This is a genomic window from Anaerolineales bacterium, assembly GCA_037382465.1.
Lineage (GTDB): Bacteria > Chloroflexota > Anaerolineae > Anaerolineales > E44-bin32 > WVZH01.
Genome location: JARRPX010000002.1, coordinates 148,013 through 170,258, shown reverse-complemented (window position 1 = coordinate 170,258; position 22,246 = coordinate 148,013). Strand labels below are relative to the sequence as shown.

Genomic DNA, 22,246 nt, shown 5'->3' with positions numbered 1-22,246 from the left:
TATAGATTCCGCGGTTCGTGCGTCGAAGCAAGATTGGATGTTGAGGGAGGATGCGATGAGTGACTTGATCCCAGAGAGAATCCCGGATTGCGCGGAACGCCTTCTCGCCCGTGCTGAGTGGTATGCGGATCCCGGAGTCGTAAGCCGGGCGAAGCTCAAGTTGGCGAGTGGACTGGCGGCATTTCTGAGCAGTGATCGATTTTCGAAGGGTAAGACAAAGGCGATCACGCTTGGGAAAACCATTCACTTCTGCGGTGCGGAACAGTTTCAACCGCATACTGCGAAAGGCCTGGCGCTGATCGCACACGAACTAAAACACGTCGAACAGTACGAAAGATACAAACTTGTAAAGTTCTATGCCAAATACCTCTGGGGATTTATCCGGCATGGCTACGGGACGGAGATCGATATCGAGGCGACGGCATACACACTCGAGGCGGCTGTAAAAGAGCATCTGCAAGATGAATTTACTACGAATGCGGGTCGCAATCCTTGCCTGCAGATGGACGAGCCGCACACGCCCAATCCGGAATTTGCGTTGCTTACTCCCGTAAGATTCGACGAGGACTTGTGAGCGAACGTTTATCGACGTATGGCGGTATTATGATAATAGAGAGGCTTTCGAGTTAATTAGAGATTGGAAAGGTATGCAATGGATAAGAATCGTTCTGGTGTGCAGGGTGAGTCGAAGGATGATGAAGTCGCCACGTTTGGCGGCGGGTGTTTTTGGTGTTTGGAAGCTGTGTTTCAAAACCTGGAGGGCGTGAAGCAGGTCATTTCAGGGTATGCGGGAGGGGATGTCGTCGATCCGACCTACGAGCAGGTTTGTACGGGGTCCACGGGTCACGCCGAGGTCGTTCAAATAACATACGATCCGCTACAGGTCAGTTACGAGTTCCTGTTGGACGTTTTCTTCAGCATCCACGATCCGACGACGTTGAATCGTCAGGGAGCAGACGTCGGTACGCAATACCGCTCGGTGATTTTCTATCAAAACGAGCAGCAGGAAGAGACCGCCAGGCGAAAGATTCAAGAAATTGGAAAAGAGGGAATTTGGGAACGCCCGGTTGTGACACAATTAAAGCCGTTGAAGCATTTTTATCCGGCTGAGGACTATCATCAGAATTACTTCAAAAAGAACCCTTTTGCGGGGTACTGCCGCGCCGTGATATCTCCCAAGGTGGTTAAATTCCGCGCAAAGTTCGCCGAAAGACTAAAGCAATAGTTGATATCTGGTATTGAGCAAGATATCATGAATCCGGTCGGCGTGTCAGGTTGCATGAAGGCAAGTGGATCGTGAGTTCAATTGCAGAGTGGCTTTCGGACGGCGATTTACGTTCCGATGGCGCTGCGAACGAGGTCGTCAACCTCGTGCTGCAGAACCCCGAATTGACCGCGGATTTGTTGGCGGGATTGCGTCACGACGATAAAGTCGTACGCGGCCATGCGGCGGACGCCCTTGAAAAAGTTGCGCGGTCTTCGCCAGAGTTGATTGTCGATCACGTCGATTCGATTGTGGACATAGCGATGCAAGATGAAGTCGCCATGGTACGGTGGCACCTGGCGATGATCCTTGGTTATCTGTCGATTTTTTCGCCCAAGCTCGAGAAAGTAACGAATACGTTGTACCATCTACTCGGTGATGATAGCGCCTTCGTGCAAGCCTGGTCGATCGTCAGTCTGTGTATCGTGGCCCGTATCTATCCCCGGTTCTGTAGTGAGATTCTGGCAAAGGTCGAGCACCTCAAGCAAAGCGAAAGTATTGCCATCCGAACGAAGGTTCGTCAGGCGCTGGATCTGCTTATGAATCCCGATCGACCGTTTCCGAAAGGCTGGATAAAAAGTCCGCAGCTCGATCAGCTCGTATGAATGCTCGATAGATGTGGCACATCGAAGTCCTCGGTTTTGGGTTTTCAAGGATGAAATAGGAGGAATGATATGCCAGACGTTAAATCACAGACTCGCATACAAAACAGCATCTTGGATCCCATTGAACGACGCGTTTTGCACTGGTTCGCAGAGCGGACTCCGCAGCGGTTTACACCGGATACCCTGACGATCATCGGGATCATCGGATCGTTGGTTATTTTTGTGGGATACGCGCTCACGAAAGCGTCACCGGCTTTCTTATGGTTGGCGAGCCTCGGTTTCGTCATCAATTGGTACGGGGACAGCCTGGACGGGACGCTGGCACGCTATCGCAAGATCGAGCGGCCGAAATTTGGCTTCTACATCGATCACATCGTCGATGCTTTCAGTCAGGTGGTGGTTTTCACCGGACTCGGTGTATCGGCTTATGTTCGCCTGGACATTGCCTGCCTCGCACTGAGTGGTTACTTGCTGCTTTCGATCCTGGCGTACGTCTATGCATTTGTCACCGGCGTCTTCCGTATATCGTATGCAAAGATTGGACCCACTGAAGTGCGGTTGATCGCTATCATCGCCAACGCGCTGATCTTTTTCTTCGGCAATCCGGGATATGAGTTTCTCGGCATAACAATCACGGCTTTCGATACGCTGATTCTCGTTATTGCGCTTCTGTTGTTCACACTCTTCGTAAGCACTTCCATTCAATACGGGCGCGAACTCGTTGGTGTCGATTCACGCTGACCTATTCTTGTTGCCATCAAGTATAAAAAAAGATCCACCGCAAGTTCGGATGGATCTTTTCTTGTTGATGGATGCGCAGCGAGTTATCTGCGCGATCGTTTCTCGATTAATTGTCGATTAATTGAGCTGCAGTCTGGCGGATGACGTCCATCGGATTCGAACCATGATATCTTTCGACGATGTCATTGAAAGTCATCGGAGGTGCGTAATTGAGTCTCGGTGCAATTGCAAGCGTGCGGGGAAGGAACAGGTGTTGAACGGCCTGACTGATCTCGGCAATCACCTGCTTGTCATGTATGCTCCTGCGAAGGCGGGTAAGTGGGTTTTTGATCGACCAGGATGACAACACGCCTCGAATGATGGTAACCGAGAGGTGCGCTTGTGGAACACGCCGCAACATGACTTCGAGGCTGGGGGACCAGCGTGACAGGGATTCGGTCGCACCAGTCAATACCTGCGGGTCGGGTTCGATCAAACCGCGTGGAAATATCAATACGGCACCACCCTCTTGCAGGTGTCGAATCACTTCACGCACAACGGCCAGGCGCTCGAAGGTGTTGCGCGAGACGAGAATGAAATGGTCTCGCATCGACTTCAGGTTGGCGAACAGCTCGACCTCGAAATAGCGGACGAAGCGATCGAGCATTCGCCGGGATGCTTCGTGTAGTCCTGAACCGGCAACGAGTTGATCGAATGACTGCACCAGCTCGGCGAGCCGCATTGCGGGCGACGCAAGCATACCGCCGATGATTTTCCCGGATACGGTGTCTTGGGAAAGATGCAGGAACCTCAGGGATTCATTGATAACTTGATCGCGCAGTTGAGTTACTTGTTCCTTAAAACCAGGTGTCATTCACTCGTCTCCTTATTTATAATTCTATCTTGAAAAGCCTCACTTCGTCTATTGTGTAGTTGCTTTTCCGGGAGGGATCGTAATAAATGCGGATCGGCACAAATGAAGCAACGCTTTTTTTCCCCGGGTTGATCGCGTATATAATCATTAGGCGAAGCCGGTCTGAATGGGTGTGTAAATTGGCTTCGAGGTTTTATACACTTCCATTGCGGTCGTGATGAATTGATTGAATAGCGATGCCTACAAATCTTCCCCCAGACTATTTTGAGGTCGAAGCGCGCTATCGTTCGGCGAGCACACCGGAGGAAAAGGTTGCTTGCCTCGAGGAAATGCTAACCAAAATTCCCAAACATAAGGGAACCGACAAACTACGCGGTGATTTGCGCAAGAAACTATCCAAATTGAAATCCACTGCACAAGCCCGAAAGGCTGTAAGCCGACAGGAATCTGCGTTTCACATCGATAAGGAAGGCGCGGGACAAATCGCAGTGATCGGGCATGCCAACGTTGGCAAGTCCATGCTCGTGTCTACACTCACCAACGCCAAACCCGAGGTCGCCGATTATCCTTTTACCACGTGGAAACCGACTCCTGGGATGATGCGCTACGAAAACGTTCAATTTCAACTTATCGACACTCCACCGACCAATCGTGAATTCATCGAGCCGGAATTGATCGAACTCATCCGCCGGGCAGATATTATTCTCATCGTAGTGGATATTCGCGCCGATCCACTTTCACAATTACATTCCGTTGTTGATCTGCTGCGGGAAAACAGAATCGTCCCGGCGCATATTGCCCAAGAGGATGCCGCCAATCAAACCCTCTCAGTAAAGCCCGTGCTCGTCCTGGCCAATAAGAACGACGATGAGGCCATAGATGAAAACTTCGAGATCTTTAAAACCTTGCTCGAGCAGGATTGGCCGCTTTTGCCCATCTCTGCGAAGACAGGGAGGAATCTGGATCGTTTGAAGGAGATCCTTTTCGAGCAATTGGATATCATTCGCGTTTATTCGAAGGCGCCTGGAAGGGAACCCGATTATCAATCACCGTTCATCCTCGATCGCGGGTGCACGGTGGAGGAATTCGCAGGTAAAGTGCATCAGGATTTCTATAAGCAGCTCAAAAGCGCCCGCGTGTGGGGCAGCGCCGAACACGACGGCATCATGGTCGGGCGTGATTATATATTGCAGGATGGTGACGTTGTCGAGCTTCGCATCTAACATTGCGCATAGACATTATGATATGCGGCAGTTTGAACTTCAAAGGAATAGGGTATGCAACGTGTGCGGTTGATCCATTGGAACGATGTGGAAGCACGTGCATGCCTGGATCGGATACGGGAGGAAGGATTCGAACCTGAATTCGAGAAATTCTCTCGTAATACGTTGCGCAAGATCCAGGCTAATATCCCGGACGTGATCGTGATCGATCTGAGTCGTTTGCCCTCACAAGGTCGCGATGTGGGGTTTACACTGCGCAAGTCAATAGCGACGAGACACGTGCCGCTCGTGTTCTGCGCGGGTTCACCGGAGAAGGTCGCGAAAATTCGAGATCATTTCCCGGATGCAGTGTTCTCTTCGTGGGATACGGTTCGAGCAGCGATCGAACGGGCTGTTGTCAATCAACCTGAGTCGCCGGTCGTTCCTGAAAGTGTGTTCGAAGCGTATAAAGGAACGCCGTTGCCCAAGAAACTAGGGATCGAGGCCAATTCAAGCGTGCTTCTGATCGACGCACCGGAGGAATTCGAACGTACATTGGGGAAGCTGCCGGAAGGCGTGCGAATTCAGCGAGGCAAAGTCCATTCGGTGGATATCACGCTTTGGTTTGTTCGCTCTAGAGATCGGCTCGAACGAAGTGTGGGAGAGATGATTCCGTATTCTCTCAACGGAGGGCTTTGGATTATCTGGCCCAAGAAGTCCTCCGGCGTAAAAAGCGACCTTTCACAGAATGTCGTCCGCGAAGTTGGCCTGGCATCCGGAATGGTCGATTACAAGATTTGCTCGGTCGACGCAGTCTGGTCTGGTTTACGCTTCACGCAAAGAAAGGTGGCGGGATGAAGCTGTGCGGCCGATGTTAACTCCTTATCACCAGGTGCAGTTAGTCGAGAAGCAATGAGGTAGCGAATATAATAGATAATGTGACTCTGGGATGGAAGAAGGTTTCAATGGGGAATCGGCAAGGACATCATCACAGTACGACTGCCGGCTTGCGGACGGCTTTTTTTCTGAATCTGGTGTTTACCGTCGTCGAAATCGTCGGCGGCTTCTTGACCAACAGCCTGGCGATCTTGTCGGACGCCATGCACGATCTTGGGGACGCCGTCTCTCTTGGGTTGGGGTGGTATTTGGAGCACTTCTCCCAAAAAGAAAGCGATCGACGATATACCTACGGGTATCGGAGGTTCTCACTTCTTGGTGCACTGATCAACACGGTCATTCTCATCATAGGTGCTCTCTACATTGCACTCGAGGCGATTCCAAGGCTGTTTGCTCCGGAACGGCCGAATGCACAAGGTATGGCAATCCTGGCCCTGGGTGGCATTCTCGTGAATGGCATTGCAGCTTTTCGGCTTCGGAGAGATGGAACCTTCAACGCCCGAACGATCGGCTGGCATTTTATCGAAGATGTACTCGGTTGGATTGCCGTACTTGTCGTCAGCATCATTCTCTTGTTCGCAGATCTCTATTTTCTCGATCCGCTACTGTCGATATTGATTTCCATATACGTGCTGTATAACGTGATAAGAAACTTGAGGCAGACCCTCGGTCTCTTTCTTCAAGCCGTTCCCGCACGGTATGAAATTGAAAAAATCAACGAACGCTTGCTAAAGATCGAGAACGTCGAGTCGGTTCATCACACGCACATATGGTCGTTGGATGGCGTCCATCACGTTTTGACAACCCACGTCGTCGTGAGCGAGGATACGCCAAGAGAAAGCGTGAAATGTGTCAAGCAGGATATTCGCGAACTTGTAAAAGAATTGGACATCTCGCACATCACGATCGACATCGAATATGGTGATACCGATTGCATGATGTTATCGACTTGAGGGTACGTGTGAAGCGCTCGCTTCGAGTTGACGTTCGAACGTTGCGTATATTGAAGTTGGTGTGACTCTCTCGAATCCATTTCATTCAAGCTTGGAGAGCGTTGGATGGCAACCATTGAGTTGACAGAAATATCAAAGACATTCAGGAATCGCCGCCGGAAAGGTTCCAGGGACGCTTTTACGTTTGAGGGGTCGGGCGATGAAAAAGGGGAGGGGAGTAAGACTTCACCCGAGAAAAGATCGCGAAAAATTGATTTCGAGATGAAGAACCTGAATCTGATCATTCCGGACAAGAAAACCGTCGTATTGCTTGGACCGAGCGGATGCGGAAAGACAACGCTGCTTCGAATTATCGCCGGTTTGACGAAGCCGGATTCGGGCAGCGTTCGCTATGACGGAGTCGACATGCAAGGCACGTCACCGGGAGAGCGACATATTGGGATCGTTTTCCAGCAGTTCGCACTCTATCCGCCGCTCACCGTATTTCTTTTTCAAGAAAAAGACCCCCGAATTGAACAAAATCGCACAGTAGAAATTCGAGCAAACGAGTCAGCTTCTAGGTGTGGAAATTGAATATCTGTTGGATCGCAAACCGGACAGCCTTTCTCAAGGAGAGAAACAAAGAGTGGCGTTGGGGCGCTGCATAACCAGGGATCCCAGAGTCATTCTTCTGGATGAGCCGATATCGAATCTCGACCAACAGCTTCGTCTACGCTATCGAGTCGAATTGAAAAAGTTGCTGCAACGTTACGGGGTCACGGCTGTGTATGTGACGCACGATCAACAAGAAGCGATGATGATGGCCGATTTGGTGGCGATCATGAATATCGGAAGTGTGGAACAGGTGGCAACCTACGACCGTATTTACCGGAATCCGGCAAACGTCTTTGTGGCGAATTTCCTGAACATTGATATGGACACGCCAGCGATCAACTTTATCGATGGTTCCTTGATTTCACCGCCTTTCGACAATTATCTGGTCGGCATTCGGCCGGAGGCACTCTTACCGGTTGACGCAGGGATTCCGGAATATACACTCAAAGCCACGGTGAGCGACATTCTCGAGATGCCGGTCAAGGGGGTGAACATCGTTTCGCTGCGTGTCGGTGAGGATCAAATCGTTGCCAGAATTCCTGATACCCGAATCCTGCGTATCGGTTCGGAACTACAAATGGTGCCAACAGAAATACACCTTTTCTCTCGAAACACGAAGAAACGCGTAAGGTCGATTCAACCAAAGCTCAGGTGAAAGCGGAATCCCATGAAAGACGACCAGCAATTTCTGTACACAATTCGACCGGTCCGGATCGAGATGCTGACCGAAGGCCCCACAGCTCGGGAAACTGAAGTTATCTCCCTGCATTTTGATCATCTATCTGAATTGGCGGCTCAGGGGATTGTAGAATTCGCAGGCCGCACGGATACCGACGACGAGCGAACTTTCGGCATCGTCGTGTTTAACGCCCGATCGGAAAAAGATGCACTTAAAATCGTACATTCGGATCCTGCTGTCGCGGAAGGGGTCATGGTTCCGGAATTGTTTCCTTTCCGCCTCGCAGTCCGCGCTTCGTATTGACGTTTGTTCCGCCAATCAGAGAATCCGCATTTCGGGCAGCAATACCCATTTGGTCGTCAATTAATCAAGAATACTTCGCAGAAAGAACCTCGTTGTGAATTTGCGATTTCACATATACACTACCCTCATGCGCTGCCTGACGAAACACCACCCCAAACGATCGAGGTGCAGTGATGGAAGAGATCGGCTATAAAGTAATCAACTACGTCATTGAATTCTTTGGGAACAGCGAATCCGCAGAGGATCAGGATTTGCGTGCTCGGATCATGCTCTTCAGTGAAGACGTCAAGGGCATTGCGGCAGAATTGCGTTTTTACCAGCCGCAAAAGTTATGGACGAAAAAGGATTCTTTGCGTACGCCGTCGAGCACCAAACCGACCCTTGTGTGTCATTTATCTACAGATGAAATCGTGTCCGTTCTCGATACACTGCGAAATGAGAAACCCGGAGTTATGTATTGAGGGAAAGCATGATCGACAGCATCAAGCCGGCATTGTTGGAGAAAATCCTCGAAGACTACACGCTACCACGGTTTGGCATCCACGGGATCCGGCATTGGGCGCGTGTATATGAAAACGGCATGAAACTGGGGAAGCAAAACGAGGCCAACTTAACGGTCGTAGGCTTATTTGCAGTGTTCCACGACTCACGGCGGGTTAACGAAACCATTGACCCGGGCCACGGCAAACGTGCTGCGGAATTCATGCGGACTTTGTGGGGATCCTATTTCGAGATTTCGGATGAGGAATGTGGATTACTTTACGCCGCGTGCGCCAATCATACCGATGAACGCAATCACAGCAACGTTACCATTCAAACGTGTTATGACGCAGATCGGCTGGATCTGGCACGAGCGGGTATTCGTGTCGATCCGCAGCGGCTGTGTACGCCTGCAGCGAAGAGGCCCGACGTCATCAAGTGGGCAAACGAACGCAGTGTAGACGATCACTGCCCGGATTTTGTCCACGATCTATGGCTGGATTTCGATAATTAGAATTCGACCATCGAACGATCTCGGCTCGTAAGATTCCCAAGGCTTGGAGGTATGAGATGAGTTCACGAAATTCGGAGCAAGAGCGGTTAAAGAGGATTCGCGACCGGCAAATCCAGCTTCGTGACCCTCAAACGAAAGTCAACAATCTCCAACATTCGATTGCACGGCGTCGGAAAAAGTCCCTTACGAGCTTCTCTTTGCGTACGATGATCGATGAGACGCCGAACAAGTTCTTGGGATTGGTCCTGGGGTTGACGATCGGGATCGTGGTATTAATCATCGTGCCCGACTTCGTCGAGCCTCCGTGGGGGGATGTCATCGGATTCGCAGCGATCATTTTTCTCGCGATTCTGGGGTTCATGCTCGGCCAGGCTATGGATGCGCGGGATAGTATCAAGGAATGGATCGAATAATTCCGTTATGGGTCAAGAAAGGACCCTGTGCCATTATAGACACAGGGTTCGAGTTCCAATTGCTGACGATGAACTACGCTGCGCTCGAACTCTGTTTTGATTAGGTTTCCTCACCATTATCTTCGGCGCTCATCTTTGCCTTCATCGCCAATCGCAGTGCCTGACGATACCGATTACGTACCCGATCGGCGTTTTCTTGATCGCCGTTTTCTGCAAGGCGGTCTGCGGTGGCCATCAATGCAGACAATACCTGGTCGTTGATCTGATCAATTGACGTTTCCAGGAACCGAAGCGCCTCCTCGTCGTCTTCGATATTAATGAGTTGTTGAGCAAAACGGAGTTCTTCCGGGACAGATTCTTCGGCAATGGACTGCAATTTGTCCCGAATCTCGTTGAGTTTCTTCAGGGTTTCAGCATTGTTCCGTTCTTCTGCCGCCTGGATGTTTGCCTGTAGAATCCCTAGAAAATAGTCGTCAACGATGGGAAGAGCGTTTCTAATGGCCTGATCGAGGTCCTCCGCTCGGATCAGTGATTGCAGCAAAGAAGCGGCTTGCGCTGCGCGAGCTTCCTGGACTTTGTCGATTTCCTGGGAAATTTCAAGTATGCGCTCGCGGAGTGCAGAAAGCTTCTCTTGTTGTTCTGTATCGCTCGACTCCATGCGATCCGTCAGCAGTTGGAAAAAGCTGTAATCCAACGCTGGCCGCAGGAGATTGACGATGGCGAGTACGCGGTCGTCGTTCGGAGCCTGAATCAGTAAATCCAGGATGTTTTCACGGGTCATGTCCTTCCCGAGCTCGTTGATGCTTTCGATGGCCTGCTTGAATTCATTCTCTTGGGCCTGGATTCGGCGGCCAAACTTGCTTTGTTGAACGGCTTTTTCGTAGCGTTGGGTAACGGCTTGTTTCGTGTCCGCATCCGTTATCGAGCCTATCGCCATTGCCGCGATCTGGAAGAAAGCGGAGTCCATTTCTTCGTCGTGTTCCTTGATGAAATCGTCGAGATCCTCTTCGCGGCTTTGAATCAAATCTTCAAAGAGACGCATTCTGGCGCGCTGTTCTTCGATCTCTTCTTTGGATATTCCGTCTTCCTCTAATATCCGTTCCAACATTCCCTGCATTGTGAGCGTAGTCTGAGGTTGAAACAGGTAGGCTTTTCGTTGTTCCGGCGGCAGGCTCTCCGTGATTTTATTGATCATCTTGCCAATCACGCGTTCTTGTTCGTCTTTGGGAATGCTGAGTTCGACGGGCATGTACGTCAGCAACAACTCCTTTTCGGGGTCGTGGTACACGAGGGGCGTCGCGATCTGGCCTTCGAAGCCACAAGAAGGGCACTTGATACGGTTTATGCTTCCGGAAAGCAGCCTGGCTTTTGCGCCGGGGTCCTGGCCGACATCGATGAGTTGTTCGATGGAGGCCATGATCGGTGCTTTGCAGTTGGGGCATTGAATTTGAGTCATCGCTTGGGTCATGGAAAATTGTTATCCTTTGCAGTTATTCTCGTGTGTGATGCCGAGGAAGTGCGAAACAGATTCTCGTGCCGTGCTTGACTTCTTCGTCTACCCATATCCGCCCTTCATGGGCTTCGATTACAGCTTTGGCCAGGAAGAGTCCCAATCCCGCTCCCTTTGTCTTCCGCGATGCTTCGTTCGACCGGTAGAAACGATCGAATACACGCGGTACGTCTTCCAGTGCGATGCCCGAACCTTCATCCTGCACACAGACCACGATTTCGTCCTTGAGTGCCTGTCCACGGATCGTCACCTGGCCGCCATCGGGCGAGTATTTGACGGCGTTCGATAGTAGATTGGTAAGAACTTGAGTCAATCGGTCTTCATCCGCGAGTACGGTTGGAAAGTCGTCGGGGAATTCGACGACGAACGTGTGCGCAGCAGATTGGGTTTTAAAACGCTTCGCCAATCTCTCGGCCAACTCCTTAAGCCCCACCTCGGAAAAGTTCAAGGAGAGTGCACCGGCTGCAAGCCGTGAGGCATCGAGCAGGTCGTCGATCAAGTCTGCGAGCCGATCGGATTCTTCTTCGATCACCGCCAAACTATCGCGTACGGTGTCTGGATCCCACTCCGCGTCCTCTCTCCGCAGCGTGCCCACGTATCCTTTGATCAAGGCCACGGGCGTTCGTAGTTCGTGGCTGATGATGGAGATGAAAGTGTCCTTCAGTTCTTCGGCTTCCCGAAATTTGGTGATGTCACGCACGTTGGCGACGATGCTTCTCAATTTCCCTTCCGGGGAGATCGTAGGTGCATAACGGATGCCAACGCTTATTGCCTCTTCGTTTTTCTTGATTAAATCCCCTTCGACGTAAAGCACGGCTTGGGCCGAAAGCGGCCAGCCGCCGGCTTCAGCCTCTTCCAGGGATAGACCAGGCTCGCGCCGCAGCCAGCGGATGATCTTCGCGTGGGGTTTCCCGATTGTTTCCTCGGGTTCGTATCCTGTGAGACGCGCGCAGGCACGATTGAAACGAACGAAACAGAAACTCGGGTCGAGAATAAAGATACCATCCGCGGAGGATTCGAGGACCGCATCGATGTGCTGTTTTTGCTGCGAGAGTTCCGTATAAAGCCTTGCATTGTGGACCGCAATCGCGGCTTGCGAGGCGAATGCCTGCAGCAGCTTCCGATCCTCGTTTGAAAAACGACCCGGGTAGGAACGGAAGACGAAAATAACGCCTACGATCTCCGAATGGGCGATCATCGGTAAACCAACGCCGGTCAATAGACCCATGCTCGTCGCGGCAGTGATGCGCTGCAGCCGGCGGTTAATTTCCGGGAGTGCGAAACGCGCGGGATCACCTTGATCGGGGATATCTGCGAGTAAGGGTTCGAGATTCTTCAGGAATTCCGCATTGATGCCGTATGAGGAGGCGATTCGCCAACCCCCTTCGTCGCGCAGCGCAATGATGCCGGCATGGCCCGCGAGAAGCTCGGCCGAAACGCGTACGATTCGCGTAAGCACGAGATTGAGCTCGAGTTCTTCTGTAATGACACGTGAAATCTCGAGCAGGTAATCGCGCTGGCGAACACGAAAATCGGGCAGCATTCAGTCTAGCTCTTCCTGCTCGGCTTCATTAATGGCGCGATCGAGAATCTCCAGGCCCTCGTCGATCAATTGGGTCGTGATGTTGAGCGCGGGCGCTACGCGCAGCGTGCTTTCGCCGCATCCCAACGTCAGTAGGCCTTTGTGGAAGGCGTGCTGCTCGACGCGTTTGCGCAGGGATTTCGCCGGTGCGCGAGTCTCACGATCCTTAACGAACTCGACGCCGATCATCAAGCCTTTGCCCCGAATCTGTCCGATACTCGGATGGTGGGCTTGCAGTTCAGCAAGCGCGTCCAGTGTATACTGGCCGACTTCCGCAGCGTTCTGCATCATGCCGTTCTCGATCAATTCCAACGTCGTCAGCGCGGCGGCGCATGCAATTGGGTTGCCCCCATAGGTGTTTCCGTGGGCTCCGCTGGGCCAATCCATGACGCTTTCCCTGGCGATGATCCCGCCGAGCGGAACACCAGAGGCGATACCTTTCGCCGTACAGACAATGTCCGGCTCGACGTTCCAATGCTCGATCGCCCACCATTTACCCGTTCGACCGACACCCGATTGGATTTCATCCACGATGAGCAAGATGCCGTGTTGATCGCATAATTCGCGCAATGCCGGGAAGAATCCGTCGGTCGGTACGACATAGCCGCCTTCGCCTTGGATCGGCTCAACGAGGATGCCGGCGCAATCCTCCGCCGGCAGTACCTTTTGAAAGATAACGTCGCGGATGTATTGAACCACGCTCTCGCCAAGATCTTCGTGTTTCGATACAAGCAGCGGTCGATAGGGATCCGGATAAGGTACATGCGTCACACCGTTCAAGATCGGGAAGAATCCATGGCGGTAAACGGGTTTGCTGGCCGTGAAGGCCAATGAACCCAACGTCCGACCGTGAAAGCCGCCCAAGAAGCCGATAAACTGTTGTCGACCGGTGTGAAACCGGGCCAATTTAATGGCTGCTTCAACCGCTTCCGTTCCGGAATTTCCCAGAAAGATTTTTGCGTTTTCTTTGAAAGGGGCGGTAGAGGCGAGTTTTTCCGAAAACTCAATCCAGATTGGGTGGTAGAAGTCGGAAGAGATATGGATGTACCGTTCCGCTTGTTTTTGGATCGCCTCGACCACTTTCGGATGGCTGTGCCCGGTCGAGCAGACGGCAATACCAGAGGTAAAGTCTACGTAACGATTGCCGTCTACGTCCCAGACTTCGGAGCCCGCACCGTGATCCATCATGAACGGGTAAACACGTGGATAGGAGGGAGAAATCACGTTCTTGTCGCGTTCAAGATATCGTTTTGCATTCTTTCCTGGCACAGAAAGATTTCGCATCCTTGTTCACCTCCGGGTGGAATTATGCTCAAACGATTTATGTAGTACGGATGGTTTCTCCAGAAAGGTAAAGAGCTCGCTTTCGTAATTATATCATTCGGATTTTGCGTCCGTTCAATTCCGATGTATAAAGAGTATAGAGGAGCCGTCTCTTCAAGTGTGAGTGCCTAAAGGAGAGTGGTGATGATGAAAGAACATCCTTGGTATAAATTCTACGATGAGGGGGTCCCAAAACATATCGATTACCCAAAGATCAGTCTCCACCACATACTAACGGAATCGGCGCAAGCGTACCCGCAACGCGCCTGCACTATTTTCAAAGGTGCGGAAATCACTTACGCTGAGATGGACGAGCTTTCGGATCGACTCGCTGCCGGCCTGGCCGATCTTGGCGTCAGGAAAGGTACACCGGTCGGTATGTTCATGGTGAACATTCCGCAGTTCGTGCTTGCCTTCTACGCCATTCTGAAAGCGGGCGGCATAGTCGTCGCGTTTAACCCGTTGTATAAAGCGCGTGAGATCGTGCATCAGGTCAACGATTCCAGGATCGAGATCATGATCGCCGCGAGTATGTTCTACGAGAAAATCAAGGCCGTCCGAGAGCAGACGACCTTGAAAACCCTCGTGGTGACCAATTTGAAAGAAGCGCTGCCCGGATTGATACGCTTCCTGTTTACCCTAACCATGGAAAAGAAGGGTGGACATCGGGTCACTCTCGACGAGCAAGATGTGTGGATGCGCGACCTGATCGATAAGCATTCTCCTGAAGATGCCCCAAAGGTGGATGTTGGTCCGGATGACATTGCCTTGTTTCAATACAGTGGAGGGACCACCGGTCTTTCAAAAGCGGCCGTTGCCTTGCACCGCAACCTCGTCGCAAACACGCTCCAGATTCGGGCTTTCAATCCCCACTTGAGGATGGGAGAAGAGATCGTACTGATGGCCATCCCGATGTTCCACGTCTACGGATTGGTGGCGGGCATGACGTTCGGCATTTCATCGGGCGCCACGTTGGTGATCCAGCCTGATCCACGTCAAACCGATGAAATTCTCGCTTTGATATCCAAATACAGACCCACAATCTACCCGGGTGTACCCGCAATGTACAACGCCATCAACAACCATCCCGACGTGCAGGCAGGGAAGACGGACGTGAGTTCGATCCAGGCTTGTATCTCGGGATCGGCGCCTTTGATGCGCGAGACCAAGACGCTTTTCGAAAAACAGACCGGCGGGAAACTGGTAGAGGGCTATGGACTCTCGGAGGCGCCGACGGCAACGCATTGTAATCCGCTTTACGGACTGAATAAAGAAGGTTCGATTGGCTTGCCGCTGCCCGATGTCGATGCACGCATCATTTCCCTCGACGATGAAACGACGGTGCTTGGACCCGGCGAGGTTGGCGAGTTGGTGATTCAGGGGCCACAGGTCATGAAGGGCTATCACAACATGCCCACGGAGACGGCGAATGCGCTGCGGGATGGTTGGTTGTATACCGGCGACATCGCCCGCATGGATGAGGATGGATATTTCTTCATCGTCGACCGCAAGAAGGAGTTGATAAAACCGAGTGGCTACCAGGTGTGGCCGCGTGAGGTCGAAGAAGTCATTTCCGAGCATCCGGGCGTCCTGGAAGTAGGCGTAGCAGGCATTCCGGACGCCTATCGGGGAGAAACCGTCAAGGCCTGGGTCGTTCTCAAGCCCGGCGCGACGGCTTCAGTTGATGACATTCGGGCCTGGTGCAAGGAGAGGATGGCGGCCTACAAGGTGCCGACACAGGTAGAATTTCGAGACGAGCTGCCCAAAACGACGGTGGGTAAAATTCTGCGCCGTGAATTGGTACGGCAGCATCGGGAGAGTGATAAAGAAGCTTAGGTAAACCGACGTTTTCCTCTTCGACCCGCAACGATAAATGATAAGGGCTGTCCGTCTGGATCATCGGACAGCCCTTCGTTTACAAAAACTGCTGTTGACTCGTTAATCGCCGGCAGAAGGAATCGGCACGGGGGTTCCGCTGTTCTTCGGTTGAACCGGTTCCGCGAACATTCGCGCAAACTCATCGCGGTCGAGTGTTTCCACCTCGATGAGTCGCTGCGCTATGGTTTCGAGCTGATCCCGGTATTTCGTAAGAATGTCACGCGCCCGCAGGTGCGCTTCCTGGACCAATTGCCGCACTTCATCATCGATCAATTCAGCGATGTTTTCGGAGTAATCTCTTTGTTCGCCGATCTCACGTCCGAGGAATACCAATTCCTCTTTCTGCCCATAGACCATCGGGCCAAGCGAATCGCTCATCCCCAGACGGGTGACCATCGAGCGGGCCAGTTTGGTGACTCGCTCGAGATCGTTGGACGCTCCGGACGTGATGTCGTTGAAGACGATCTCCTCAGCGGCACGCCCACCGAGTCCGAAGGCGAGGTCCGCCTTCATCTTGTTTTTCGACGTCAGCGTACGGTCGTCTTCCGGCAAGGCCATTGTATATCCGCCCATCATGCCTCGAGCAATGATGCTCACCTTGTGCACCGGATCCGCTTCCGGGATGACGTGTGCGATGATGGCGTGACCCGCTTCGTGGTAGGCGACGATACGTTTCTCTTCCTCGCTGATGATGCGGCTCTTTCTTTCGGGGCCGGCGATGACGCGTTCGATCGACTCTTCGAACTCCGGTTGACCAATCGTGCGCTTGTCTCGTCGAGCAGCCAGGATCGCGGCCTCGTTGACCAGATTCTCGAGATCGGCGCCGACGAACCCGGGAGTGGATTTGGCGATGATGCTGAGATCCACATCGACTTCCAATGGTTTTCCCTTCGTGTGGACCTTGAGGATCGCCTCGCGCCCGCGCATGTCCGGACGGTCGAGAACGACACGCCTGTCGAATCTTCCCGGACGCAGCAAGGCGGGGTCCAAAATATCGGGCCGGTTGGTCGCCGCCATGATAATCACGTTGGTGTCGGTGTCGAAACCATCCATTTCGACCAACATTTGATTCAGCGTTTGTTCACGCTCATCGTGACTGCCGCCGAGTCCTGCACCGCGGTGGCGCCCGACGGCATCGATTTCATCGACGAAGACGATGCATGGTGAGTGACGCTTGGCTTGATCGAAAAGATCGCGCACACGGCTTGCGCCGACGCCGACAAACATCTCGACGAATTCTGAACCCGAGATCGAAAAGAATGGTACGCCCGCTTCGCCGGATACCGCTTTCGCCATCATGGTTTTTCCGGTGCCCGGGGCGCCAATCAGAAGAACGCCTTTGGGGATACGCGCGCCGAGAGTTATGAATTTTTCGGGTTCCTTGAGAAATTCTACGACCTCCTGCAGCTCTTCCTTGGCTTCCTCGACGCCGGCAACGTCTTCGAAGGTGATCGTTGGTTGATCACCGGTGAACATGCGCGCCCGACTCTTGCCAAACGACAGCGCTTGATTGTTGCTGCCTTGCGCCTGGCGCAGCATGAACCAGATCAGCCCGACGACGAGCAGCGCTGGCAGGATGTACGTTATCAGACTAAGGACCGTGTTCCAATCACTCGGTTCTTTAATCTCGAGTTCGAATGGATTTTCGGCCAAATATTCAGGCGTGAGTCCGAAATCGATCAATTGTCCCACGAAAGTCTTCGTGGGCTCTTTACGGCTAACGGCCGTCATTCCCGGTTGGTTGTATTCCACCTCGAGATCGTTGTCGTTGACGACGATCTTGGAGACTTCACCGGCTTTGATCTTATCGACCAGTTCATTGAACGACATTCACATCAACCTCCTAAAAAAACGACACGAACTTGTACAAACCCAGTTCTCCCGAATTATATCATCTATCGATTCGTGCGTGGATGCGTGCGGGACGCTTGGAGCAGAAATTATCGCAATCGATTGCTTTCTCAGGGTGAGGAAGAATTACTCGGCACTATGGAGTATTGAGCGGACAGGAAGGATAGAGCAAACATACCCACAACCAAAGCGGTATCAAGCCGCCGACGGCGATAAAGGCAAGAAGGGCGAGGATGACGGCGGCCCAATCGATACGTACCGGCGAGGGAAACGCCATGGCCGAAGTGGATGCATCGGGGTCGTTTTCGGCCGGAGGCGGCATCTGGTAGGATCGAACGGGCAGCGATTGCAATTGTTCAGCATAGGTCATTAAAACACGGCCGAATTGGTCTGCAGTACGATAGCGCGCAGCGGGTTCCTTTGAAAGCACTTTCGCAGTTATTTGCTCGAGTACTTCGGGGATTTCCGGACGAAACTGGCTCAAGCGCGGCGGCTTTGCGGTCTGGTGTAGAAGAGCGAGTTCGTCGGCATCGTTCGCCTGGAAGGGAGTACGGCCGGTCAGGATTTCGAAGAACGTGACGCCGAGTGCATACACATCGGAGGCGAACGTCGGGGGACGGCCGGCAGCCTGCTCCGGGGCAAAATACAGAGGACTACCCCAAACGACCTCGCTGTGCTCATCCGGCTGAATGGATGCGAATGCCCGGGCGATGCCGAAATCGGTAATTTTGGCCACGCCGTCGTTGCCCACCAGCACGTTTTGCGGTTTGAGATCGCAATGGATGAGGCCGGCTCGGTGCGCATAGCCAACTCCGGCGCAGATTTGGATCATCAAGTCCACCGCTTCCGGGATGGGCAGGGCGCCTCGCCGCCGGATGAGGGTTTTAAGGTCGGTGCCGGGAACCAATTCCAAAACGATGAAGTATCGACCCGAGTCGATACCAAAATCGAATATCGTGACAATGTTGGGATGGGCCAGGTTGGCTGCAGCTCGCGCCTCATGAAGGAAGCTTGCCTGGAAGGCGGGGTCGGAAGTGAGATCGTCGCGCAGCAGCTTGATGGCGACCTCGCGTTGGAGACTCAAATCACGCGCGCGGTAGACTTCGGCCATGCCACCACGGCCGAGCGAGCCAATGATTTCGTATCTTCCTCCCAACGGTGCACCATAGCTGTTGTTCATCGTCTCTCCCGCTGGGAATTCTAACCATGCCGCTCACTTTCGGCAACCATCATCGCGAACCACTACGTTCAGGTTATAATCGTGCTCACCCTTGGACGGATTGTCACTTTACCCAAAGCGTGTCGAACACTGGTGAGGCGTTAGTCCCGATGCGAAATCGTTATCTCCTCGAATTCAAGCGGTATCTCCTGCGAAATTGGCGCTGGTTTGTTTTGGGGATAGGTTTGGGCGTACTCGTGTTCATCGCTGCGTTGATCCAGGGCTACGTCTCACGGATTTCAAACATGGGTCAGGTGTCCGTATTGCCGGGCCTGACCGTTGTGGCTATTCCGACCGATACGCCGCCCGATCCGACCTCACAGGCGACTCAGGCTTCGACAGCCACGCAATCTCCTACTTTGCCTCCTTCGACGGGCGGGGAGATCGAGGTTGGCGAATGGGTCATCGTTGCCGGTACGGAGGGGGACAGGCTCAGAATACGAACACAGCCGGGCCTGTCGAGTGGAGTCGAATTTCTGGCTTACGAGAACGATGTCTTTCAGGTCGAAGGTGGTCCTGAGGATCGGGACGGCTATGTCTGGTGGTTCCTCGTCAATCCATATGACAGCTCGATCTCCGGATGGGCGGTGGAGAACTATCTGCGCAGGATGGAAAATCCTTGAGCGGAAAACTACTGATGAACAGGAGCGGTCGTCCGTCTTTATTTCTGGTGGGTCTGGATGGGATCTAAACCAATAAGTATCATCGTGCGGCGCTCCGAAGCCGTACTTGTTATCGAGTGGGATGATGGGCAGCGGGCGGCGTATCCGCTCGCGGGTTTAAGGGCAGCATGCCCGTGTGCCGAGTGTCGATTGAAGCGCGAAGAGGATGATGCCGCGGCTTCGCCGTTTTCTCTCGAGTTGCCGCTTCCACCCGATGCGTCGGCGGACCTTCGCAGCGTCGAGAAGGTGGGCAATTACGCCCTTCGTTTGATCTGGGATGATGGGCATGCGTATGGGATCTACTCGTGGGACTACCTGAAGGCTTTATCTCCCGGTGTACCGGCAGAGGATAAACGGCGATGAGTCGAAAGCTGGACAATCTTCTCCGGCTGGCAGAGCAATCGTACATTCGTATGGAAGCGGAATTGCTGATCACTTCCTGCGTCTACGACGGCGATCTGTCCCCGATCAACGAATTAATTCACGAACTGGTCACGGCCGGACCGGCGTCCCTGTTTGTTCTCCGGGACTTACAGCAAATCATCCGTATCGTGAAGTCGAAATTGAATCAGGAGAGTCTGGATGTTCGCCAGGATTTCAAGCAAGCGCTTTCGGATTTCGGCGTCCGGCTGCCGGACGTGATATTCACCAGCAATCTACAATCCTGGTGGCGGGATCAAGATCTTGCTCGTGAAGCGCAGGCTGCTGCCCTGGAATTGGGGCAGAACCGGGCTGTATTGGTCGAAGAAATTTGTGTTGAGACCGGTGACAAAGTCTCTGCGTTAACCGGAAGGCTCGTTCTGGTTGATGAATTGGAGCACGCAGTTCAAGACTGGATTTCCGGATTGGTTTACGAACGCGCGCACGATTACGAGGCGATATATCTCGGCGAACGAGGCACGCCGGAACATTGAGTCTTCCATGAGGTTTCCTACGGCTACCGAATACGATCCTGCTGGAGTGGGATCGGCGGACTTCAGAGATAATCTTTCAGATTGTGTTCTACGGCGTACGCAGCGGCTTCCGCCCGGTTGCGCACGTTCAGCTTGGATAGGATGCTGCTGACGTAATTGCGAACCGTTCCTTCCCCCAGGTATAGCATTTCAGCGATCTGGCGATTTGTACGCCCTTCTGATACGAGCTGCAAAACGTGCATCTCCTGCTGGGTCAACTCGGCGAACGCGGAAGCTTCTTCTTCACGTGCTGCTTTTCGAACTTCTTGAAAGACCCTTTGGGTAACGGTGGGATCCAGCAGCGCCTCTCCACGGCCTACCGCTTCAATCGCCCGCACGAGGTCGTCTCCACCGATCTGTTTGAGGACATATCCGGCCGCTCCGGCGCGGATGGCGGAAAACAACATCTCATCTTCGGCGTACGATGTCAGCATGATGACTTTGGTGTCCGGGGAGGAGGCGATGATTTCCTGGCACGCTTCGATCCCGGAACCGCCTTTCAGGCGGATGTCCATTACGACCACATCTGGTTCGTAAGATTCGGTCTTTTCGATCGCCTCACGGGCCGTCGCGGCTTCTGCGACGACCTCGAAATTCGGATGTTTATCGAGCAGTGCACGCAGCCCGAGTCGAACCACTTCATGATCATCAACAACGAGTATTCTTTGACGCGTCACAAATTTACTTTCCCCTTTCAAAAGGATTCTAACCGAGTAAAGTTACTATAACAAGCAGTTGTCGTTTCCCGAGGCGTTCTTTGCCCAAGTTGAGGGATCTTGAGGGGGGTGCGTTATTTCTTATTTCTCTTGTAATCTACAAAGCGGTATCCAACGCTGCGTTCGGTGAGGATGTATTTTGGATTCGAGGGATCTTTTTCCAGCTTCTTGCGTAAATAGTTGATATACAGGCGAAGGTAATGAGTCTCATCCCGGTACTCGTAGCCCCACACTTTGGCGAGGAGTTGCTCGTGGGGGACAACCCAGCCTGCATTTTGTACCAGATGGTAAAGCAACCGATATTCGGTCGGCCTGAGATTAACGAGTTTTCCATCCACCCACACTTCCCGCCGGTCGAAATCCAGTTTCAGGCGGTCGTCGACCTGGATGACCTCATGCGTCGGCGTGCTGGGCATTTCGGTTCGACGCAGCACAGCGCGAACCCGGCTGACCAACTCGCGAGGACTGAAGGGCTTGGTGATGTAATCATCTGCGCCCAATTCGAGACCGCGCACGCGATCGTCCTCTTCTCCTTTCGCTGTCAGCATGATGACGGGGACTGTGGATATTTCACGAATCAAACGCAAGGTTTCGAAACCATCCAGATCCGGCATCATCACGTCCAGGATGATGAGGTCAGGGATTTGATCGCGCAATTTCTCGAGCGCCTTCGTGCCGGATGGAGCCTCAAATACCTCGAAGCCATCGTGCTCGAGATTCATACGAATGACCTGAATCATCCGAGGCTCATCATCGACGACCAGGATTCGCCGACGTCCGGAGGGATCATGAGTCATGATCCCTCATTCTCTCACGAAGCCGATCAGCTCTTCTTCTTCTCGTGTGGGCAGGATCTCAATGAAGTTGATCCGGTGCATCGGCCACATGACACTCACGACCGTTTCCGCCAGGTAGGATAGGTCTTTCTCGTCTCGTTTACGCGGGTTATTGATGATAATGGTTGTATCCGTAGCACCGGGAAGATCTTCGACCTCACCGAGGACGGGGTCTTCACCACTCAAATGAACCAAAACACTAATGGGCATTCTTCACC

General features: G+C 52.8%; 26 protein-coding genes. 17 read left to right on the top strand and 9 right to left on the bottom strand.

Going from position 1 to position 22,246, the window contains the following annotated elements:
* The first annotated feature begins 55 nt into the window (after positions 1-55).
* The 4 genes from P8Z34_01245 to P8Z34_01230 all read left to right on the top strand — a co-directional run bounded on the left by P8Z34_01245 (position 56) and on the right by P8Z34_01230 (position 2,610).
* The gene (locus P8Z34_01245; protein MEJ2549288.1) at positions 56-574 is read left to right on the top strand and encodes a DUF4157 domain-containing protein; all 519 of its coding nucleotides are present in this window, start codon (positions 56-58) and stop codon (positions 572-574) included.
* A gap of 78 nt (positions 575-652) precedes the next feature.
* A complete protein-coding gene (msrA, locus tag P8Z34_01240) occupies positions 653-1,225 on the top strand; it encodes a peptide-methionine (S)-S-oxide reductase MsrA (protein MEJ2549287.1) in 573 nt (190 codons plus the stop codon).
* A gap of 71 nt (positions 1,226-1,296) precedes the next feature.
* Positions 1,297-1,869: a HEAT repeat domain-containing protein gene (locus P8Z34_01235; protein MEJ2549286.1), complete on the top strand. Its 573-nt coding sequence runs from the start codon at positions 1,297-1,299 to the stop codon at positions 1,867-1,869.
* 69 nt (positions 1,870-1,938) lie between these two features.
* Complete coding sequence (locus P8Z34_01230) at positions 1,939-2,610, top strand: CDP-alcohol phosphatidyltransferase family protein (GenBank protein MEJ2549285.1); 672 nt, start codon at positions 1,939-1,941, stop codon at positions 2,608-2,610.
* A 106-nt stretch (positions 2,611-2,716) separates the two neighbouring features.
* On the opposite strand, the gene P8Z34_01225 is transcribed toward P8Z34_01230, so the two are convergent.
* Complete coding sequence (locus P8Z34_01225; GenBank protein MEJ2549284.1) at positions 2,717-3,463, bottom strand: hypothetical protein; 747 nt, start codon at positions 3,461-3,463, stop codon at positions 2,717-2,719.
* Between the two features lie 236 nt (positions 3,464-3,699).
* Here P8Z34_01225 and P8Z34_01220 point away from each other — a divergent pair, with 236 nt between their 5' ends.
* From P8Z34_01220 to P8Z34_01180, 9 genes are all read left to right on the top strand, one after another.
* Positions 3,700-4,686, top strand: a complete 987-nt coding sequence (locus tag P8Z34_01220; protein MEJ2549283.1) for a 50S ribosome-binding GTPase — start codon at positions 3,700-3,702, stop codon at positions 4,684-4,686.
* A 54-nt stretch (positions 4,687-4,740) separates the two neighbouring features.
* Entirely contained in the window at positions 4,741-5,523 is a 783-nt protein-coding gene (locus P8Z34_01215; GenBank protein ID MEJ2549282.1) for a hypothetical protein, read from the top strand.
* A gap of 107 nt (positions 5,524-5,630) precedes the next feature.
* Positions 5,631-6,515 (top strand): cation diffusion facilitator family transporter, encoded by an 885-nt coding sequence (locus tag P8Z34_01210; protein ID MEJ2549281.1) that lies wholly within the window; start codon positions 5,631-5,633, stop codon positions 6,513-6,515.
* Between the two features lie 261 nt (positions 6,516-6,776).
* Positions 6,777-7,088, top strand: coding sequence for an ATP-binding cassette domain-containing protein (locus P8Z34_01205; GenBank protein MEJ2549280.1), 312 nt, complete (start codon positions 6,777-6,779; stop codon positions 7,086-7,088).
* Entirely contained in the window at positions 7,078-7,764 is a 687-nt protein-coding gene (locus P8Z34_01200) for an ATP-binding cassette domain-containing protein (protein MEJ2549279.1), read from the top strand. Before P8Z34_01205 ends, P8Z34_01200 begins: the two co-directional genes overlap by 11 nt.
* Before the next feature lie 12 nt (positions 7,765-7,776).
* Positions 7,777-8,091 (top strand): YciI family protein, encoded by a 315-nt coding sequence (locus P8Z34_01195; GenBank protein MEJ2549278.1) that lies wholly within the window; start codon positions 7,777-7,779, stop codon positions 8,089-8,091.
* 173 nt (positions 8,092-8,264) lie between these two features.
* A complete protein-coding gene (locus tag P8Z34_01190; protein MEJ2549277.1) occupies positions 8,265-8,552 on the top strand; it encodes a hypothetical protein in 288 nt (95 codons plus the stop codon).
* Positions 8,553-8,560: 8 nt separating this feature from the next.
* Positions 8,561-9,085, top strand: coding sequence for a hypothetical protein (locus tag P8Z34_01185; protein MEJ2549276.1), 525 nt, complete (start codon positions 8,561-8,563; stop codon positions 9,083-9,085).
* Positions 9,086-9,141: 56 nt separating this feature from the next.
* Positions 9,142-9,498, top strand: a complete 357-nt coding sequence (locus P8Z34_01180; GenBank protein ID MEJ2549275.1) for a hypothetical protein — start codon at positions 9,142-9,144, stop codon at positions 9,496-9,498.
* Between the two features lie 100 nt (positions 9,499-9,598).
* On the opposite strand, the gene P8Z34_01175 is transcribed toward P8Z34_01180, so the two are convergent.
* Genes P8Z34_01175 through P8Z34_01165 form a run of 3 tightly spaced genes read right to left on the bottom strand, consistent with a single transcriptional unit; the run spans position 9,599 to position 13,874 of the window.
* Complete coding sequence (locus P8Z34_01175) at positions 9,599-10,966, bottom strand: CpXC domain-containing protein (GenBank protein MEJ2549274.1); 1,368 nt, start codon at positions 10,964-10,966, stop codon at positions 9,599-9,601.
* A gap of 22 nt (positions 10,967-10,988) precedes the next feature.
* Positions 10,989-12,551, bottom strand: coding sequence for an ATP-binding protein (locus tag P8Z34_01170; protein MEJ2549273.1), 1,563 nt, complete (start codon positions 12,549-12,551; stop codon positions 10,989-10,991).
* Positions 12,552-13,874 carry an acetyl ornithine aminotransferase family protein gene (locus P8Z34_01165; protein MEJ2549272.1) on the bottom strand — a complete coding sequence of 441 codons (1,323 nt, stop codon included), beginning with the start codon at positions 13,872-13,874 and terminating at the stop codon, positions 12,552-12,554. It abuts the gene before it with no gap.
* A gap of 183 nt (positions 13,875-14,057) precedes the next feature.
* Between P8Z34_01165 and P8Z34_01160 the strand changes: the two genes are divergently transcribed.
* Positions 14,058-15,749, top strand: a complete 1,692-nt coding sequence (locus tag P8Z34_01160) for a long-chain fatty acid--CoA ligase (GenBank protein ID MEJ2549271.1) — start codon at positions 14,058-14,060, stop codon at positions 15,747-15,749.
* A gap of 102 nt (positions 15,750-15,851) precedes the next feature.
* On the opposite strand, the gene ftsH is transcribed toward P8Z34_01160, so the two are convergent.
* Together ftsH and P8Z34_01150 are read right to left on the bottom strand one after the other, a co-directional pair.
* The gene (gene ftsH / locus P8Z34_01155) at positions 15,852-17,621 is read right to left on the bottom strand and encodes an ATP-dependent zinc metalloprotease FtsH (GenBank protein ID MEJ2549270.1); all 1,770 of its coding nucleotides are present in this window, start codon (positions 17,619-17,621) and stop codon (positions 15,852-15,854) included.
* 157 nt (positions 17,622-17,778) lie between these two features.
* Positions 17,779-18,822: a protein kinase gene (locus P8Z34_01150; protein ID MEJ2549269.1), complete on the bottom strand. Its 1,044-nt coding sequence runs from the start codon at positions 18,820-18,822 to the stop codon at positions 17,779-17,781.
* 149 nt (positions 18,823-18,971) lie between these two features.
* Here P8Z34_01150 and P8Z34_01145 point away from each other — a divergent pair, with 149 nt between their 5' ends.
* The 3 genes from P8Z34_01145 to P8Z34_01135 are packed head-to-tail and all read left to right on the top strand — an operon-like array spanning position 18,972 to position 20,437.
* The gene (locus P8Z34_01145; GenBank protein MEJ2549268.1) at positions 18,972-19,484 is read left to right on the top strand and encodes an ABC transporter permease; all 513 of its coding nucleotides are present in this window, start codon (positions 18,972-18,974) and stop codon (positions 19,482-19,484) included.
* A gap of 57 nt (positions 19,485-19,541) precedes the next feature.
* Complete coding sequence (locus P8Z34_01140) at positions 19,542-19,886, top strand: DUF971 domain-containing protein (GenBank protein MEJ2549267.1); 345 nt, start codon at positions 19,542-19,544, stop codon at positions 19,884-19,886.
* Positions 19,883-20,437, top strand: a complete 555-nt coding sequence (locus P8Z34_01135; GenBank protein MEJ2549266.1) for a hypothetical protein — start codon at positions 19,883-19,885, stop codon at positions 20,435-20,437. The genes P8Z34_01140 and P8Z34_01135 overlap by 4 nt, the downstream gene beginning before the upstream one ends.
* Positions 20,438-20,499: 62 nt before the next feature.
* Here the strand turns inward: P8Z34_01135 and P8Z34_01130 are convergent, their stop codons facing one another.
* The 3 genes from P8Z34_01130 to P8Z34_01120 all read right to left on the bottom strand — a co-directional run bounded on the left by P8Z34_01130 (position 20,500) and on the right by P8Z34_01120 (position 22,238).
* Entirely contained in the window at positions 20,500-21,153 is a 654-nt protein-coding gene (locus tag P8Z34_01130; protein MEJ2549265.1) for a response regulator transcription factor, read from the bottom strand.
* Positions 21,154-21,266: 113 nt separating this feature from the next.
* Entirely contained in the window at positions 21,267-21,989 is a 723-nt protein-coding gene (locus P8Z34_01125) for a response regulator transcription factor (protein MEJ2549264.1), read from the bottom strand.
* Between the two features lie 6 nt (positions 21,990-21,995).
* Positions 21,996-22,238 carry a hypothetical protein gene (locus P8Z34_01120; GenBank protein MEJ2549263.1) on the bottom strand — a complete coding sequence of 81 codons (243 nt, stop codon included), beginning with the start codon at positions 22,236-22,238 and terminating at the stop codon, positions 21,996-21,998.
* Between the last annotated feature and the right edge of the window lie 8 nt (positions 22,239-22,246).

What these genes read in the sequence shown, in the direction of transcription:
- msrA (MEJ2549287.1), top strand. Translation starts at nt 653, where the DNA reads ATGGATAAGAATCGTTCTGGTGTGCAGGGTGAGTCGAAGGATGATGAA.
- P8Z34_01220 (MEJ2549283.1), top strand. Translation starts at nt 3,700, where the DNA reads ATGCCTACAAATCTTCCCCCAGACTATTTTGAGGTCGAAGCGCGCTAT.
- P8Z34_01175 (MEJ2549274.1), bottom strand. Translation starts at nt 10,966, where the DNA reads ATGACCCAAGCGATGACTCAAATTCAATGCCCCAACTGCAAAGCACCG.
- P8Z34_01190 (MEJ2549277.1), top strand. Translation starts at nt 8,265, where the DNA reads ATGGAAGAGATCGGCTATAAAGTAATCAACTACGTCATTGAATTCTTT.
- ftsH (MEJ2549270.1), bottom strand. Translation starts at nt 17,621, where the DNA reads ATGTCGTTCAATGAACTGGTCGATAAGATCAAAGCCGGTGAAGTCTCC.
- P8Z34_01120 (MEJ2549263.1), bottom strand. Translation starts at nt 22,238, where the DNA reads ATGCCCATTAGTGTTTTGGTTCATTTGAGTGGTGAAGACCCCGTCCTC.
- P8Z34_01150 (MEJ2549269.1), bottom strand. Translation starts at nt 18,822, where the DNA reads ATGAACAACAGCTATGGTGCACCGTTGGGAGGAAGATACGAAATCATT.
- P8Z34_01210 (MEJ2549281.1), top strand. Translation starts at nt 5,631, where the DNA reads ATGGGGAATCGGCAAGGACATCATCACAGTACGACTGCCGGCTTGCGG.
- P8Z34_01135 (MEJ2549266.1), top strand. Translation starts at nt 19,883, where the DNA reads ATGAGTCGAAAGCTGGACAATCTTCTCCGGCTGGCAGAGCAATCGTAC.
- P8Z34_01140 (MEJ2549267.1), top strand. Translation starts at nt 19,542, where the DNA reads ATGGGATCTAAACCAATAAGTATCATCGTGCGGCGCTCCGAAGCCGTA.
- P8Z34_01145 (MEJ2549268.1), top strand. Translation starts at nt 18,972, where the DNA reads ATGCGAAATCGTTATCTCCTCGAATTCAAGCGGTATCTCCTGCGAAAT.
- P8Z34_01230 (MEJ2549285.1), top strand. Translation starts at nt 1,939, where the DNA reads ATGCCAGACGTTAAATCACAGACTCGCATACAAAACAGCATCTTGGAT.
- P8Z34_01225 (MEJ2549284.1), bottom strand. Translation starts at nt 3,463, where the DNA reads ATGACACCTGGTTTTAAGGAACAAGTAACTCAACTGCGCGATCAAGTT.
- P8Z34_01195 (MEJ2549278.1), top strand. Translation starts at nt 7,777, where the DNA reads ATGAAAGACGACCAGCAATTTCTGTACACAATTCGACCGGTCCGGATC.
- P8Z34_01170 (MEJ2549273.1), bottom strand. Translation starts at nt 12,551, where the DNA reads ATGCTGCCCGATTTTCGTGTTCGCCAGCGCGATTACCTGCTCGAGATT.
- P8Z34_01215 (MEJ2549282.1), top strand. Translation starts at nt 4,741, where the DNA reads ATGCAACGTGTGCGGTTGATCCATTGGAACGATGTGGAAGCACGTGCA.
- P8Z34_01245 (MEJ2549288.1), top strand. Translation starts at nt 56, where the DNA reads ATGAGTGACTTGATCCCAGAGAGAATCCCGGATTGCGCGGAACGCCTT.
- P8Z34_01160 (MEJ2549271.1), top strand. Translation starts at nt 14,058, where the DNA reads ATGATGAAAGAACATCCTTGGTATAAATTCTACGATGAGGGGGTCCCA.
- P8Z34_01180 (MEJ2549275.1), top strand. Translation starts at nt 9,142, where the DNA reads ATGAGTTCACGAAATTCGGAGCAAGAGCGGTTAAAGAGGATTCGCGAC.
- P8Z34_01185 (MEJ2549276.1), top strand. Translation starts at nt 8,561, where the DNA reads ATGATCGACAGCATCAAGCCGGCATTGTTGGAGAAAATCCTCGAAGAC.
- P8Z34_01165 (MEJ2549272.1), bottom strand. Translation starts at nt 13,874, where the DNA reads ATGCGAAATCTTTCTGTGCCAGGAAAGAATGCAAAACGATATCTTGAA.
- P8Z34_01125 (MEJ2549264.1), bottom strand. Translation starts at nt 21,989, where the DNA reads ATGACTCATGATCCCTCCGGACGTCGGCGAATCCTGGTCGTCGATGAT.
- P8Z34_01205 (MEJ2549280.1), top strand. Translation starts at nt 6,777, where the DNA reads ATGAAGAACCTGAATCTGATCATTCCGGACAAGAAAACCGTCGTATTG.